Raw genomic sequence first — 16214 nt, forward strand, 5'->3', positions numbered from 1 at the left:
GAATAAATAATGAAAGAACGCATAGTGTTGCATGAACGAATAGTGCTGCATGAACAATTTGATGTGATGGTTGAGAATGCTCCTCACAAGATCGCCATTAGTGCACATCATATAGAAATGACATACCAAAATGTGCAAGACCGTGCTACCCAACTTGCCTATCGACTAATGGAGTCGGGTATCGGGGCTGAAGATGTGGTTGGAATCTATATTGAGCGCTCTTCTGACATGATCATAGCGATGTTGGCTGCGCTTAAAGTTGGTGCTGCTTATTTAGCACTACCACCCGATTATCCGACTGAGCGACTTCGTTATATGATAACGGACTCGCGTGCAAGGTTGGTGTTGACTCGAACCATGATGAAAGATTCAACGGTCATTGAAAATGTTGCCACTGTTTATATCGATGAAATCCAGTCTGTAGTGCCAAAAACCCTGCCACAAGTTACCAGTCAACAGCTAGCTTATGTTATCTATACTTCGGGAAGTACAGGACGCCCCAAAGGAGTGGGAGTGACTCATCATGGTGTTGCCAACCTCGTTAGCCAGAAGCAGCAGTACGTTCATTTCGGACCTAATGAAAAAATATTGCAGTTAGCGCCGGCGGCTTTTGATGCTTCTGCCTTTGAAATATGGGGAGCATTGACTAATGGCGCGGCATTGGTATTGGCTTCTCCTTCATATCAAGCCATTGATGAGCTACCGAAATGCCTTGTTGAACATGGGATTACGATATTGCTACTGACACCTGCCTTATTCCACGTATTGGTAGATTATCGCGAAGAGGCTCTGGATAGCGTACCTCAATTGCTTGTTGGCGGCGATGCAATGTCAGTCACTCATGCGTTTAAATATTTGTCTAGGAAGCAGAAATTAGGCAAACACTTTTTATTTAATAACGTATATGGCCCGACTGAAGGAACGACCTTGGTGAGTAGTTACTCTATGTCATCATTAAGTATTGATGCGATAAAATCTCCCTTAGGTAAGCCTATCGTCAATGCGGAAATGTACTTATTGGATGAGATGTTAAGACCGGTCAGGCCAGGTGAGCGTGGTGAAATCTATATTGGGGGACAGTCTGTCGCACGGGGGTATTTATATCAACCTGGGCTAACCAGCCTGCGTTTTTTACCTGATCCTTTCTCTACCCAACCAGGAGCCAGAATGTTTGCTACTGGTGATGAAGGCGTATTGTCGAATGATGGACTGATTGAGTTTGTGGGCAGGCTTGATGATCAGGTCAAAGTGCGGGGGCATCGAGTTGAGCTGGCAGAAGTAGAGCATGCAATAAAAAGCTGCCAGGATGTGAGCGCTGTTTGTGTTGTGCTGAACATTGACAGTGATCGCCATGTTGAACAACTGGTCGCCCATTATACAACTCACACTGATCATACAACTCATAAAAGCACTGATGTTGAGCAAGCTATCATCACTCGTGTTCAAACGTTGTTACCCAGCTATATGTGGCCTGGTCAGTTTATCCAGCATGAACAGCTACCTTTAACAAGCAGTGGTAAAGTGGATCGTCGATTTTTGATGGGTTGGAAAGAGGCTGAGAGATTAGAAGAGGTGGTATCCAGTGAACTCTCCGTGACAGAAGCGCTGGTGGCAGAGATCTGGCAACAAATTCTAGGGCCATTTGACGTTGTGCCTGATGCTGATTTTTTTGCGTTGGGAGGCGATTCGTTATTGGCTATTCAGGTTATCGCGGAAGCTGAAAAACGAGGACTCAATCTGACACTCTCTACCTTATTTCGTACCTCGACGCTTAGGGCGATGTGTAAAGATTTGGTGCTCCCAGAACAAACAGATAATGGACTAGCTCGCAATCCGACATTGTGTGGGGTTTGCCGCGGTTTGGCACGAACAGAAGAAGCTCTCAGTCAGCAGAATGATAACCCATTGATAAATGAAACGGATAAGCAAAGGTTGCCTGTTAATATCGAAACTGCTTATCCAGCGACGAGATTGCAGCTAGGGATGCTGTTTGAGGGATTATACAGTGGTAAAGCAATCTACCTTGATGTTATTGCTCGGGATGTCAACTTGCCACTGGATGAAAAAATATTTCACGACACGCTTCAGGCAATCGCCAAAAGGCACCCAGTTCTCAGAACAAGATTTGATTTGGCCTCTTTTAGTGAAGTGATGCAATTGGTTGAATCACTACCATCATTGCCACTTATAGTGGAAAACTACACAAATTTTGATGATGAACAGTTGGCTGCACGTCACGAAAAGGTAATGGTTGAGTTAAGCCAACCATTTGATCCTGAAGAGGCTCCTTTAATGAGGGTACATGCGGCGACATTGAATGAAGGGCAATTTCGGTTAGCTTATGCCTTTCATCATGCGATCCTTGATGGTTGGAGTGAGTCTGTTTTTATCCTTGAGCTTTTGAGATTGTATCAAGCCAATTTAGCTGGCGAGTCTGTTTTATTGGAGCAACCAGCACCATTGTCAGAGTTTGTCAAACTTGAGCGTGAAGCGCTAAGTAACGACAAGGCGAAACAGTTTTTTAGTCAATATTTAGCTAAAGGAAAAACGGATAGATATCAAGATACTGATTATAGGAAAGCAGTATCGGTCTTGCCGGAACGAACAGTGAAGCAATTGCTAAAAAATGTATCAGATTGGGGCATTCCGTTAAAAAGTATGTTTTTTGCTGGTTTCTATCTGACAACAGCTCATCAGTTACAAGATATTGACTTTGTTGCAGGGATGTCTGTTAACGGTAGGACTGAGATGGAAGGTGCGGATTTAACTCTTGGACTGTTCCTTAATCATATTCCGATAAAGTTGAATCTTGACTCTGCTAATAACTGGCAGGCACTGGCAAGACAGTCTTTCGATGCTGAAAAAGAAATATTGCCCTTTAGACGCTTTCCATATTCAGAAATACAAACCATGTTAGGAGGGCCACCCTTCGAGGCTGCATTTAGCTACGTTCATTTTCATTCTCGCAATGAGTTATTAGAGCAAGGGTTGGTGAATAGTGATGAAGATATGCGTGACCATACCAGCTTACCGATTAGGGTTGAGTTGATAAATGATTTGAAAGGCGAAGGTATTTTAATAAATGTGACAGCAGATGAAAAACGTTATGGCACGGGATTCGCTTTAGCGTTGGCCGAACGACTTAGTGAAAAGATAGAAGACATAGCATTTGTATCCGAGCAGATTATTTAATTATCGTCGGATAGTTAATTTTTTGGTATTTGATTTCACAGTTTTTAGTTGCTGTAAACGCAGAAATCTAATCTACGAGGCTGACTTACATTAGCCTCATTCAGAAAACGTTTGGAGGAGAACTTAAACAGATGGCTCGCCATATCTTGATTTTCTCAGTTGTGCAGGGGCGTTGAATTATGGGCATAACCATTACGCACTAAAACTGGCTTTCAGTACATCAATGAAGATGGTATTCAAGGTGCATTGGATTTGCACACTAAAGCGAAAAAAGACTTTATCACCGCTTTTCAAGAAAACATTCTGGTACCCAGAGAGTTGACCTATAAACTACAGTTTACTTCACCGACTGGTAGCAGTGTTGTTGAATCGGCGATTAAGCTTGCACGTAAAGTAACCCAACGCTGTCGAGTCGTTGCTTTTACCAATGGTTTTCACGGTATGACAGGAACCTCATTAAGTTTGACAGGTAATAAGGATCATCGTCAGCCTGTGATGGATGCTTATGTGGAGCGTTGATGAAGTCTTAGCTAAAGTAATAGATATTTTAGATCCTCGATTAAATTGATCGTCAAATTTGGGGGTTCTTCCACAGGAGAGCGTAAAAATGAGAGCATAAAGAAGTCTGGGGCACTTGAGTTATTTAGCGGTAAAGTGGGCAATTCAACCGGACTATTACCCATTATCGGCCCATGAATACTTATACGTTAAAGTGGCTTCTTTAGCTGCTTTACCACATAAATGCCCCAAGGTTTTTTATGCTCTCTATAACTTTCAATGTGTTTGGTCTTTACCCACCGCTAATCAGAGATGGGCAAATTTACCTTACCCGCTATGTGCCAAAATTAAATGCCCGGTTTGGGCAGTAGTCGGCTTGACAGTGATCTCGATGTCACACCCCAGCCGATTCAGACACTCCATCATCTTACGTTCTGACAGGTTGGAAAAATCGCCCCGGAACAGGTGGGATACTTTTGCCTGGCTGATCCCAATACGTTCGCCAGCAGTAGTTTGTGTCAGCCCCAGACGCTTGATAGATTTGATGATCTCAAAGGCCAAGCCGGATTTAATTTTGTGCTTTTCGGCATCACGGAAACCCAGATCGGCAAACACGTTGCCGGAGCTGATTTCAACTGCTACGCCATTAATGGTTTTCTCTTTCATTTTTCATCTCCTGGGCCATCACAGCGGCCACTTTCAGTCGATTACGGATGATGTCCATATCTTCTTTCGGCGTCGCTATGCCGTGCTTACTCTTCTTCTGAAAGGCATGTAGCACAAAGACCGCTTCGTCAAATTTCACCGTATACACCGCTCGGTAGGTACCACCTATGTCGTCCTCCAACACTTCCAGAACGCCGGCACCACCAAACCCTTTCATCACCTTCACAGCATCATGCTTTTCGCCACGCTGCGCGAAGTCTAGGGCAAAGCCAAAGAAGCGCTGCACGTCCTTCGGCAAGTTCAGCAAGTCCTTCTTGCTGCTGCCTATCCACACTAGCAGCTTTTCACTTTGTTGCTCCATCCTGTTTATACCTTTTCTGGTATTGTGTGAATTCAGTATACCAGAAATGGTATACTCAGCAACTAGGGGAGAGCATAAAAAAGTCTGGGGCACTTGAGTTATTTAGCGGTAAAGTGGGCAATTCAACCGGACTATTACCCATTATCGGCCCAATACTTATACGTTAAAGTGGCTTCTTTAGCTGCTTTACCACATAAATGCCCCAAGGTTTTTTATGCTCTCCGTAAAAATCTATGGTCACCCCCGTTTTTGCAACCAGACTCTTTATTAAAAAAATAAGCGTTTAAAAATATTCTGTCAGGTGAAGTTAGGAATTTCACATTTGAGATATTCTTTTATCTTTGATTTTAGATTTAGCACCTTTAATTAGAGTAGGTGGTATATGTATATTTTGCTGACTTATTTGTTGCTCAATATGTTGCACCACATAGGCGGCATCCTGATCGATCCCCAGAAAACGTCCAGAACCCCATGTATATAACCACGGCAAACCAATAAATGTGACATTCGGATCGATAGTAATACCACGGTCATGTTTGGGATAACCATTGGTTTGAAAAATATCTAAATCAAGCCATGAATAGTCTGGTTTAAAACCAATACACCAAATCACGGAAGTAATATTTTCTTTTGCTAAATCAATGTGTGTGATTTCCTGCTCAGGCTGCCAAACAGGTTGATATACCGATGCAGGTTCGTCGGTTGCAATATTGTTTTTCTCTAAATATTCATCAATTGAGGCATTAATGCGATTATAAGTGGTATCGGCAAGGTCCAGGTTTTCCGATAAATTTGGTCTAAACCAAAATTGACCCTCTTTAAAGTCATTAAAATGTCCGAACAGTTGCATACCTTCTAAGGCAAATTTACGCAGGTCAATGTCACGCCCGCCGTCACGCCCTGTGACATAGTGGTTGGTGCTGTTACGCACTTCTTCACTATAGCGATGATTTTCGACGGTAGTTTCGTAATACCCCATATCAAACAACCATTTCACCACATCTTTACCACGATAGAAGCGAGCGCAACGTGGTGCATTGCCGGTCGATAAATAGACTTTTTTGCCTGCCAGATGTAAATCTTCGGCAATCTGCGCACCGGATTGTCCTGACCCAACGACCAATACAGCACCTTCTGGCAGTTGGTCTGCATTTAAATATTCTTCCGAATGCATCACTTTCACATGTTTAGGCAAGGCAGCGCTTAATTTTGGGTAAATTGGGGTGTGATATCCTCCTGCTGCAACGACAAGCTGTTTGGCTGTGGTTATACCGTGATTGGTCTCAATGACAAACTCATGTGCCGCCACTTTTTTCACATGTTCTACCTGAATATTTAAGATGGCGGGAGGATTAGTTTTTTCAATAAATTCGTCAAGATATGCCACAATTTCAGGCTTTTTCATAAAGCCGTCAGGATCTTTCCCCTGATAAGGATGTTCAGGCAATAGACATTGCCAGTTCGGTGTCACCAAAGTGAAATTATCCCAACGTTTATGGCGCCAGCTATGGGTCAACTCGGATTCTTTTTCCAATACTACATGGTTAATGCCTGCTTTTTGCAAATAGTGACTGATACATAAACCTGCCTGACCACCACCAACAATGACCACATCGTAATTTGGCTGTAACATTTGATTTTGGATACTTAACATGGGATATCCCTCTCATTGATTCGTCATTTCAATAACTTCAATTTGATCTTCTGGATTTAGCCCGAAGAATTTGGCTTGGCGTTTGATAATCGCCAGATTGTCCACGGCCGAACTACAGAAAAAGCCATAACGCGCCCGTACCCTTTCCGATGCGGCATGCAGACCATTTTCAACTTGATGTAAGAACTCCGTGCTTGGGTAACGTTGACCAATGGACAAATATTCATAAATCACCGTTGAGGGTGAGTAATATTGAATCAGCTCCCCATTAGGCCATTTCACAGTAAAATTCACACTGGGCATAACATCGACTCCTGCTGACTTTTAGATTTAATCGGTATGGATTGAGCCTGTAACTTTTTTAAAGCATCGGCATAACAAAAACCGGTGAATATTTGGCGGTTAAAATCCCAAAATATGCCGTGTCGCTTTTGTTGTTGTACGCCAACTACACCACTGACATTGGTTTCACCAATCACCGCGCAAGCAATGCCCTGACGGTGAAACAGTTCGATTATTGCTTCACATTCATTTGCATCGGCCGTCAGTAAAAAACCAAAACTGGGGAAGATTTGTAGCCATTTAAACCAGTCCACATCATCAGGTTTGGGAATGGCATCTAAGTTGATCTGCGCCCCCGATGCTGTCGCTTCGAGTAGCATCAACAAACTGCCTAGAATACCGGCATTGCTAATATCACGGGCGGCGTGAGCCAGATTTGTCTCCGCCAATTGCGGCAACAAGGCAATTTGTGACTGTAAAATGCGGTCAGGCACACGCTCAAAGCATTTCCAATAAGTGGTATTGGGGTGGAATTGCCCTTTTAGATTTAAAGCAATCAGAATTTTTTGTTGTGGTTTGACATGCAACACCGAGAGTAGTTTTCGCGCTATGCCTTGAATCGCAACTGATAAAGTGGGCTGATAAACTGCGCCAAGATTGGTATGCCCACCGACCAATAGCACACCATAAGCGTTACAAGCATCCTGTATACCTTGCATTAACAACTGGGCACTTTCGCTACTGGTATGCCAAAAGCTATTCACCACTGATAATGCCCGACCACCCATTGCGGCAATATCACTAATATTCGCCATGACCGCTGACCATCCGGCAAAATAAGGATGATCGGCAACAAAACTGGGTAACATGCCTTCACAGGCGTGTAATACATATTGACCATTTAGCGGCACTGCCGCCGTGTCATCTCCGGGATAGGCATATAAGCTATCCAATGAATCCACATGGCAAGTTGTGTTAATTGAAACATGGTGAGCAATTGCCTGTTTGGACTGCATAGCAGGCGTATGTTTTAACATTTCGAGTAATTGATTGAGTTCCATCATTGCGTCTCCTTTTGCATATAGGCTTGCATCGGGACATGCGGTAATGGATAGTTTTCAATCTGTGCCTGCATCAGCACATGTGGAATGTTGGCAATGGTCAACTGACGTAAACTATCCCAACACAACCTTTGGAAATAGTGTTCATTTTGACTTTGCACGGTGGCTAAAAAAGTACGGCATCCCAAGTTCTTGGCGGTCGATACCGCAGTATTGATTAACGCTTTACCAATGATATGGCGACGTCGATATAAAGGTTCTACGCATAAACGCCCGCCATACCATGTCTGTTCGCCATCCGGGAAAATCCGTACCGCGCCAATCACTCGATCATGCTCACCAAACATTTTCTCAATGGCAACAATGCCTAATGCTTTAACATCGTATTCGTCACGATCTTCTTGTAAGATTTTCTGTTCATCGCGAAAGGTCATTTCACGCAAGCGATAATATTGGCGACGCTCCCAATCTTCCGACACAATTTTGATGGCAATGTCATCGCTAACAAATTGTTTCAGCACTTTATTTTGCTCAAGCAGCCAAGGATAGTGAGGTTTCATATCACATTCTCCTTATTCATATGCTTTCAGCGAAGAGCAAGCGCCACATTTGGCACAGCCTGCTTGGGTATTTTCGGAGTTCAAACCATGTTGTTTGAGTTGCCGTCCAATTTTCGGATAGAGCGACTGCATAAAAGTTTGATCAGGTTTAGGGTGATGCTCTAATGGTGTGCCTTGAATCGGTACAAACGGTACCACAAATGGATATACCCCAATTTCAGTTAGTTTGGCGGTCATCTCCACGATTTCCAGTTCGGTGTCGCCCAATCCTGCCAAAATGTAGGTACTGACTTGTCCTCGACCGAACACCGCAACGGCTGCCTCAAATGCCGCAAAATATTTTGCCAACGAGACTTCGGCTTTGCCTGGCATAATTTTCTGCCGTACACGTTCACTTACCGCCTCAAGGTGCATGCCGATCGACACCGCGCCTGCATCTTTTAAACGTTGAAACCAGGCAAAATCATCAGGTGGTTCGCACTGTACCTGTATCGGCAAATCTACTTGCGCCTTAATCGCTTTAACTGAGTCATATAAAATTTTGGCGCCGCGATCTCCCGTGTTTGGCGTACCGGTGGTGATCACCATTTGCTTGACGCCATCCAGTTCAACGGCGGCTTTCGCCACCTCAGCCAATTGTTCCGGGCGTTTACGGGGCAAGGTTCGCCCCTCTTTTAGAGACTGATCAATCGAACAAAATTGGCAGGCAGTTGCCTTGTCCTTCATACGAATGCAATGCTGTAACACCGTTGTCGCCAATACATCACGGCTATGTAAGGTCGCAATTTGTTCGTAGGCAATGCCTTCGGCGGTTTTTAAATCATAAAAACGTGGTCGTGCAGGTGCGGTTAAGGTCGCCACAGGAATTCGGTTTTTAAAGACAACTACCTTGTCAGAGTGCGGTTCAGGCTTTGCGGTGTAGGGAGAATCTTGTGCCGCAAGGTTCAGCACAGGAATCATCATGGTCTGCCCGCCAAGGCTCAGCGCCTTATGATCGCTTGGCCCTGCGCCGCCTTTACGGGACAAGCCAAAATCGCCTTCCCAGTTCAGACCATTACATTGCAAATCGGTTAATAATTGCAAATTGGTTAATAGTTGTGTTGCAGACATCTTTAACCCCCTATCGATCGGGTTTACATCAATACGGTTTCGGCATGTTCTTCATTAAATTTTGAGAGCTTTTCGAGATGACTTTGAGTTGATGTTTCAACTTTCAGTTCATGTAATACCTGTGTTGGACGACGATCAATCAATAAGCTGAGCAATTCAGGACGGCTGTAATGTCCAATCGAATCCATCATGCGTTTGCGTTTATCAATCAGGCTAAAGTCCAGATCGGCAATGCAATAACCTTCACCTTGTGTGATCGGTTCAGCCAGGAGTTTGCCTTCGGGAGAAACGATGGCGGCAAAACATCCTCCTGAAATTGGACCGATATTACAGCCGGTATCCTGCATAATTTGCTGTTGTTGTTCGGGATGCAGCCATGCGGTGGCATTGACCACAAAGCAGCCAGACTCTAAAGCATGGTGTTGAATGGTGGCGCGGATTTGATCGGCAAAGACTTGTCCTACCAACGAACCGGGAAACATGGCAGCATGAATTTGTTCGCCATCAGCCATCAAAGCAAAACGCGCCAATGGGTTGTAATGTTCCCAACATGCCAGCGAACCAATACGTCCCACCGCAGAATTAATGGCGCGTAAACCACTGCCGTCGCCTTGTCCCCACACCATTCGTTCATGGTAAGTTGGGGTAATTTTGCGGCGATGCTGAATGATTGAACCGTCGGCATTAAATAACAGTTGCGCGTTATAAATCGTACTGCCCGCGCGTTCATTAATGCCAATCGACACCACCATGTTGGCTTCAAGGCAGGCTTGACCAATCGCTAAAGTTGCTTCGGAAGGGACAACCACCGATTCATTCAACAGCTTTAAATGTTCTTTACCCATAGCAAATGGCGGTTGTACAAAGGAGAAATAAGGGTAATAAGGCACGACGGTTTCAGGAAAGACTGCAAATTGCACTCCTTGTTTTCCAAGCTCTAAAATAATGTCACAGATTTTTTTTACCGTTGCGGTTTGACTATAAAGCACTGGACTACATTGCACAGCGGCAGCTTTAATTATTCGGTTCATAACCTTATCCCCTTATAGTTTATGTTTACTTAGGCAGTCCAGGTATCAATGATTAAGGCATTGTCACGACGCATCAGCAGTCTTAAATCCATTACATCCAATGGATTAATTGGCCGAATGCCCGGAATAAGCGCTTTTTCGGTTTGCCCATATAACGCTTGCAACGCAAAGCGGCAGGCATAGACTTCGCCTCCTTCTGCCATAAAGGCTTTCAACTGATTATTGACGGCCAGATGACCCGGAAAAGCTTCTGCCCCTAAAGTTGGAAAACCGCGTTGTACACCCAATTGCACGCCTGGGCCGTAAAGCAAAATTTTGGTTTCAAAGCCTTTGCGCAACAGACGTTTTGCCTGTAACACATTGACCAAGCCAATTGATCCTTCAAATGCAACGGTATGGAAAGTCACCAATGCCTTTTCACCTGGCTGGGCTTTGACGTCCTCAAACACTTTTTCTTCATAATCGACAAGAAAATCGCCGTCTTTATATTGTTCGATATCAATGTTTGGCATAACCAACTCCTAGTTCAATGTTATTTGGGAATGAACCAACATGTAGTCTAGTCTGACTGTATTAATGCGAGAGCTGTGCCAAGTTATATTTTGGAGCGGAAGTTAATTCTTATCACATTGAAAAATATCATTTAATTTTTATAAAAATATTTTTCATGGAGATAATTCGAACTACTAGGGAATTAGGATTTTTCGTAGTATTATGAAATTTCATAGCTTAAATTATGAAACTTCATATACCCTATGGATTTAAAGATGCATCGCGACGGCAAGGGAGTGAATCCCCGGGAGCATAGGTAACTATGTGACCGGGGTGAGCGAGTGCAGCCAACAAAGAGGCAACTTGAAAGATGACGGGTATAGTATGAATACGACTGACTTTATCTCAGACTGGGTAGTTTATGAAGACTCGACTCGCCCGTTGGTATTTGAACACACGTCACAGGCATTAATTGTATTGGACCCACATCAAAACCAGTTTATTGATGTGAATATTAGCGCCACCCGATTATTACAATATGAACGTCATGAAATTATTCAAAAAACGGTGACTTCCATTTTTGGTCATTTCAGACAACTGCCGTATCTTGTGGCATTTACCGAAGGCGCTTTGGCGAAAGGGTGGGCTTGGAACAATGAGCTGTATATCTTTGATAAAAATGGTGAAAAAATCCAATTGGATATTACTTCTGTTTCATTGCCCTATAAAAATAAAACCTTGCTGATATGGTCGCTGGTGGATGTCAAAGATTTAGAACTGCGCCAACTTAATAAAAATACCAATAAAGCCATTTGTACAGGTTTAAAAGAATCGCAAGCCTTACAAGAGCTACTTATTGACTCCGACACAGGCAAGCATTTATTGCTGAGTTCAGTCGGTGACGGTATTTACAGTATTAACAAACAAGGCTTGTGTACTTTTATTAACCCTGTCGGGGCTAAAATGTTGGGGCTGCAACCTGAAGATGTATTGAATGATAATATCCATAAGATTCATCACCATACCCATGAAAATGGCGACCCCTATCCTGAAGAAGAGTGCCCGATTTATGCAGCGGTGCATGATGGTATTGTGCATGAGGGGGTTCAGGAAATTTTTTGGCGTCGTGACGGCAGTTGCTTTCCGGTGGAATTTACCAGTACTCCGGTGATTCGTGACAGTGAAATTATTGGCGCGGTAGTGGTGTTTCGCGATATTACCGATCGGCTGAATACCGAAAAGCAATTAACCCATGCTCTTGAAGAGTTACAAGATTTAAAAAGCCGGCTAGAACAGCAAAATGAATATCTGCAAGAGGAAATTTTACATGAAAATCAATATGATGAAATTATTGGCAGTAGTGCATCCATTTTACAGATTATTGAAAAAATCAAGGTGGTCGCCCCAACTGATGCCAATGTGATGATTTATGGTGAATCAGGTACAGGCAAAGAGCTGATTGCTCGTGCTATTCACCAATCCAGTCACCGTCAACAGCAACCACTTATTCGAGTCAATTGTGCCGCCATTCCTTCGGAACTGTTTGAAAGTGAATTTTTCGGACATGTCAAAGGTGCATTTACTGGGGCTGTGCGTGACCGTGCCGGACGTTTTGAATTGGCAGATCAGGGTACACTGTTTTTAGACGAAATTGGCGAAATTCCTATCGAGCTACAAAGTAAACTGCTGCGTGTATTGCAGGAAGGAACCTTTGAGCGGGTTGGCGAAGAAAAAACGCGACATGTGAATGTGCGGATTATTGCTGCCACCAACCGCAATTTAAAAGAAGAAGTTAAACACAAGCGCTTTCGTGAAGACCTCTATTTCCGTTTAAATGTATTCCCGATTTGTTCACCAGCTTTACGTGACCGTAAAGAAGATATTCCACTTTTGGTTACGCATTTTGCTAAGTTGATTTGTGACAAGCGTAAAATTAATTATCTGCCATTTTCACAAAGGCATATTTTAGAACTACAGCAATATGACTGGCCTGGCAATATTCGTGAATTGCAAAATGTCATTGAACGCGCGCTAATTATAGCGAAACAAGGCACTGTTTCCTTTAGATATTTGCTAGAACAAGATCAACAACAAAATGAAACTACGCATCAGAATATTCACAATAAACTTCAACAAATTGAAGTCGTGCTGACCATGCAGCAACTGAAAGATTTGGAGATTAAAAATCTCTCTCTTGCTGTTAAACAATGCAAAGGGAAAATTTTTGGTGATGATGGCGCAGCAAAATTATTGGGAATGAACCCAACGACATTGATCTCACGCTTAAAGAAATTGGAGATTGATTATTAAAAATCTTATCTTGGGCTTGGAAAATGCGATTCAGTGGAAAAAACCCGCATAAGAATGCGGGTTTTGCCTTGTTTTGTCTGTATGGGGGAAAGTGTTCCTCCAAAATGATTACTGAGGAGTCTTTTTCTGGGAACCCCCAATTTTTATTTTGCTTTGAAGGTACTGAACAGCTTGGGAGAATCCACCAGCACACCATCGGCGCCAAGCTCTTTAGCTTGTTTGAAATCTTCCTCAGTTTTAATGCCAAATAAAATGATGTTAGCTCCGCCATTAGCACGGAAACACTCCATTGCTTCCTTATCCCATGACAATACTGATTTGGAACGTGCTTCACCAAGAGTATATTTCTCAACAACTTCGACGTTACGACGCATTTCCAAACCATACCAGCGAGCGGTGTCGGTATTTGCAGGGATATCGCATTGATGAGCCATTGTGATATTTGCCAGCATAGTGCGGGTTTTATCACGGCTTTCAAAACGCTGAATTGTTGCCGGTAATGCGTTAAGGTAAGTTTCGTTAGTGGAATAGAAGCGGGTACGGGCAAGCGCTTTTTGTTTGGTCAGTACTTTTTCAAGCGCTTTGGCTTGTTGTGCTGGATCTGCATCCGGTGATTTAAGATCAATATAGAAGAAAGTATCTGGATATTTTTTTAAGACTTGTTCTAATGTTGGAATACCTAACCCTTTATTACGGAATGGATGATGACCATCAGAGCCAAATTTGTAACCGGCATCAAATTTAGCCAACTGGCTTGCTTTATAAGCAGAAACGAGTCCACTTTTATTGGTCAAGCTATTTAGGTCTGACGGACGATAGAGTACTGGAATACCATCCTTTGAAAGCTGAACAGTGATCCAAATAGCATCTGCTTTATTCTCTAAGGATTTGGAAATGGCGTACTCGGTATTTTCAGGTGCATCACCTGTACCAGCACGATGAGCGATAATTTGTGGTGTTGTTGCGAAAGTGCTGGCAGAGCAGCAAAGTAGGATTGCAGCGGTAATTCCGTGTCGCATCGTTTTCTCCATAACATCCAATTATAGTTCAGTTAAAATAATTAACTTTATTAATGATTTCGTAATGAAATCAATTTTGAATTTAACACGGTTTTTTGAATTCTAAGTGAGAATTTGAATTTTTTTACATTTGTTATGTGCTCGTTGCAAATACTGCTTTACTGAACTGGAAGAAACCTGAAGTTGATCAGCGATTTCGCTATAACGCAGACCTTGTAGCTGTGCCAGCAAAAAAGCGCTTTTTACTTGAACTGGCAATTTATCAAGAGTGATCTCAAGTTTTTCAAGCTGTTCAAATGTGGCGATTCTGGTTTCAGCAGAAGGCATAGTTATTTCTGGTGTCGAGTTCATGTATTCCAGATAGTTCTTTTCGGTCTTTCTTCGACGGTAATATACCCGTTACCCTTTGTTGGCTGCATTCGCTCACCCCGGTCACATAGTTACCTATGTTCCCGGGGATTCGCTTCCTTGCCGTCTCGATGCATCTTGAAATTCATAGGATATACCAGTATTGAGACGTTCGTTGCCAATCCCTATTTTGGAGAAATTCAAACAGACATGAATAATAACCGAACAGCAAATCCGATCAGCACCAGTCCCATCACCCGCTCGAACCAATACCCTTTGCGTATAAATTTATTACGAATCAATACATTAGAAAAAATAACACTGACCAATACAAACCATACCGCATTGACCACACACATCCACGCCCCATAAAATATTTGTATCGGGATAGGTGTATTGCTACTCACCACAGTCGTGAAAACTGCCAAAAAGAACAACGTCGCCTTAGGATTAAGGGCGTTTGTCATAAACCCCATCAGAAATGCTTTCCATCTACTCTGTGAAGCTTGAACAATTCCCTCATTTTCTAAGACAGCCAAATCGGTAGGTTTACTCCTGATAAATTTGATACCGAGCCATATGATGTAAGTCCCCCCAACAAGTTTTGCTAATTCCATTAACCACGGAGTGGTATGCATTAATGCGCTAACTCCCACTAGTGTATAGATGACATGTACTGATATTCCCGCTCCGATACCCACTGCCGTACACATCCCAGCCCAGCGACCAAACCTCACACTTTGTCGTATGGTAACAGCGAAATCTGGCCCCGGTGCTACCACTGCCAGAAAATGAATCACCGCCAGTCCTAGAAATTCCCCCCAATAGTTATACAACATATTAACTCCAGAATGACAGCGGGTTTGCCGCTCCGCGGTAGCCAATAAAACATGACAAGCTCAAACGTAGATCGTCTACACCAGCAGTCACGGCGTGCATACATTGGGAGTTAAAGATCAAAAGATCACCCACATCTGGTTGGATCTCCAGCTCTGGTTTACCGAGCAAGGAAGGTTCAATGCCATAACTGTCACCACGCATAGAATCAAACTCTTCGGGAGAAAGTTTATCTTTCCAAATCTGTAAGGCACCGCCTTCACTGGGCATAGCAAGATAAACATTAGCCGCAAACTGTGCTTGTAGGCTCTTAGCTCTGAAACTATCAGGGGCATCCTTAGCAAAAATGTCGTGATGAGCAAGAAAGGTAACTCCGGGTTTAATCACCCTCGACAGCCCCACGTACATTTTCTTTCCATAAAGTGTTTCTAGTTGAGCGCCGGCAGACCAAATCTCATCCAGAGTACATCTCATCAGATCCATCGGAGATAGATAAGGTGAACAGCGTTGCCGCAAGTCATTGATGTTTTTAAACACACTTTCAAAATAATCAGCTACACGAGGTGGTTCATTTTCTGCCTCATAAAATGCCATTCCAATCCGTCCTATGCTCGGTGCATTCAAATACTTATCAAATCCATGCCCCAGTATTTTTTTACCCAGTTTCATCGCTAAAACACTAGGAATAAATTGCTTTACTCGAATGGCCAGAACTTCCTGGTCAGCAAGTTTTTCTATATAAGTAGCATCAAGACGATCAGTTTCTATAATCATATTATCTCTTTCCTTATCG

At 43.2% G+C, this 16214-nt stretch carries 16 protein-coding genes; 3 read left to right on the forward strand and 13 right to left on the reverse strand.

What is annotated here, in order from left to right; all coding sequences use genetic code 11:
• Positions 1–9 precede the first annotated feature (9 nt).
• Together B0X70_RS06085 and B0X70_RS06090 are read left to right on the forward strand one after the other, a co-directional pair.
• On the forward strand, positions 10–3192 hold the full coding sequence (locus B0X70_RS06085) for a non-ribosomal peptide synthetase (protein ID WP_217471133.1): 3183 nt from the start codon (positions 10–12) through the stop codon (positions 3190–3192).
• 252 nt (positions 3193–3444) lie between these two features.
• Positions 3445–3711, forward strand: a complete 267-nt coding sequence (locus tag B0X70_RS06090) for an aminotransferase class III-fold pyridoxal phosphate-dependent enzyme (protein WP_246593454.1) — start codon at positions 3445–3447, stop codon at positions 3709–3711.
• Positions 3712–4017: 306 nt separating this feature from the next.
• Here B0X70_RS06090 and B0X70_RS06095 read toward each other — a convergent pair whose 3' ends face one another.
• The 9 genes from B0X70_RS06095 to B0X70_RS06135 all read right to left on the reverse strand — a co-directional run bounded on the left by B0X70_RS06095 (position 4018) and on the right by B0X70_RS06135 (position 10927).
• The gene (locus B0X70_RS06095; RefSeq protein ID WP_011145549.1) at positions 4018–4356 is read right to left on the reverse strand and encodes a helix-turn-helix domain-containing protein; all 339 of its coding nucleotides are present in this window, start codon (positions 4354–4356) and stop codon (positions 4018–4020) included.
• Positions 4337–4717, reverse strand: a complete 381-nt coding sequence (locus B0X70_RS06100; protein WP_011145550.1) for a type II toxin-antitoxin system RelE/ParE family toxin — start codon at positions 4715–4717, stop codon at positions 4337–4339. Before B0X70_RS06100 ends, B0X70_RS06095 begins: the two co-directional genes overlap by 20 nt.
• A 316-nt stretch (positions 4718–5033) precedes the next feature.
• Positions 5034–6371, reverse strand: a complete 1338-nt coding sequence (locus tag B0X70_RS06105; RefSeq protein ID WP_217471134.1) for an MSMEG_0569 family flavin-dependent oxidoreductase — start codon at positions 6369–6371, stop codon at positions 5034–5036.
• A 12-nt stretch (positions 6372–6383) separates the two neighbouring features.
• A complete protein-coding gene (locus tag B0X70_RS06110) occupies positions 6384–6674 on the reverse strand; it encodes an MSMEG_0570 family nitrogen starvation response protein (RefSeq protein ID WP_036814154.1) in 291 nt (96 codons plus the stop codon).
• Positions 6662–7717 (reverse strand): sll0787 family AIR synthase-like protein, encoded by a 1056-nt coding sequence (locus B0X70_RS06115; protein ID WP_217471135.1) that lies wholly within the window; start codon positions 7715–7717, stop codon positions 6662–6664. The genes B0X70_RS06110 and B0X70_RS06115 overlap by 13 nt, the downstream gene beginning before the upstream one ends.
• Positions 7714–8274 carry an MSMEG_0567/Sll0786 family nitrogen starvation N-acetyltransferase gene (locus B0X70_RS06120; RefSeq protein WP_217471136.1) on the reverse strand — a complete coding sequence of 187 codons (561 nt, stop codon included), beginning with the start codon at positions 8272–8274 and terminating at the stop codon, positions 7714–7716. Before B0X70_RS06120 ends, B0X70_RS06115 begins: the two co-directional genes overlap by 4 nt.
• 12 nt (positions 8275–8286) lie before the next feature.
• The gene (locus B0X70_RS06125; protein ID WP_217471137.1) at positions 8287–9384 is read right to left on the reverse strand and encodes an MSMEG_0568 family radical SAM protein; all 1098 of its coding nucleotides are present in this window, start codon (positions 9382–9384) and stop codon (positions 8287–8289) included.
• Positions 9385–9407: 23 nt separating this feature from the next.
• Positions 9408–10415, reverse strand: coding sequence for a Nit6803 family nitrilase (locus B0X70_RS06130; protein WP_217471138.1), 1008 nt, complete (start codon positions 10413–10415; stop codon positions 9408–9410).
• A 29-nt stretch (positions 10416–10444) separates the two neighbouring features.
• A complete protein-coding gene (locus B0X70_RS06135; protein WP_036776840.1) occupies positions 10445–10927 on the reverse strand; it encodes an MSMEG_0572/Sll0783 family nitrogen starvation response protein in 483 nt (160 codons plus the stop codon).
• A 313-nt stretch (positions 10928–11240) separates the two neighbouring features.
• On the opposite strand from B0X70_RS06135, the gene B0X70_RS06140 reads away from it, so the two are divergent.
• The gene (locus B0X70_RS06140; protein ID WP_246593455.1) at positions 11241–13217 is read left to right on the forward strand and encodes a sigma 54-interacting transcriptional regulator; all 1977 of its coding nucleotides are present in this window, start codon (positions 11241–11243) and stop codon (positions 13215–13217) included.
• A 143-nt stretch (positions 13218–13360) separates the two neighbouring features.
• On the opposite strand, the gene B0X70_RS06145 is transcribed toward B0X70_RS06140, so the two are convergent.
• The 4 genes from B0X70_RS06145 to B0X70_RS06160 all read right to left on the reverse strand — a co-directional run bounded on the left by B0X70_RS06145 (position 13361) and on the right by B0X70_RS06160 (position 16195).
• Positions 13361–14236: a glycerophosphodiester phosphodiesterase family protein gene (locus tag B0X70_RS06145; RefSeq protein ID WP_040151447.1), complete on the reverse strand. Its 876-nt coding sequence runs from the start codon at positions 14234–14236 to the stop codon at positions 13361–13363.
• Positions 14237–14338: 102 nt separating this feature from the next.
• Positions 14339–14587 (reverse strand): sigma-70 family RNA polymerase sigma factor, encoded by a 249-nt coding sequence (locus B0X70_RS06150; protein WP_256448171.1) that lies wholly within the window; start codon positions 14585–14587, stop codon positions 14339–14341.
• 197 nt (positions 14588–14784) lie between these two features.
• Positions 14785–15423: a LysE family translocator gene (locus B0X70_RS06155; protein ID WP_036814139.1), complete on the reverse strand. Its 639-nt coding sequence runs from the start codon at positions 15421–15423 to the stop codon at positions 14785–14787.
• Position 15424: 1 nt separating this feature from the next.
• The gene (locus B0X70_RS06160; protein WP_040151452.1) at positions 15425–16195 is read right to left on the reverse strand and encodes a 2OG-Fe(II) oxygenase; all 771 of its coding nucleotides are present in this window, start codon (positions 16193–16195) and stop codon (positions 15425–15427) included.
• Between the last annotated feature and the right edge of the window lie 19 nt (positions 16196–16214).

This window comes from Photorhabdus akhurstii (assembly GCF_019090985.1).
GTDB classification, from domain to species: Bacteria; Pseudomonadota; Gammaproteobacteria; order Enterobacterales; family Enterobacteriaceae; genus Photorhabdus; species Photorhabdus akhurstii.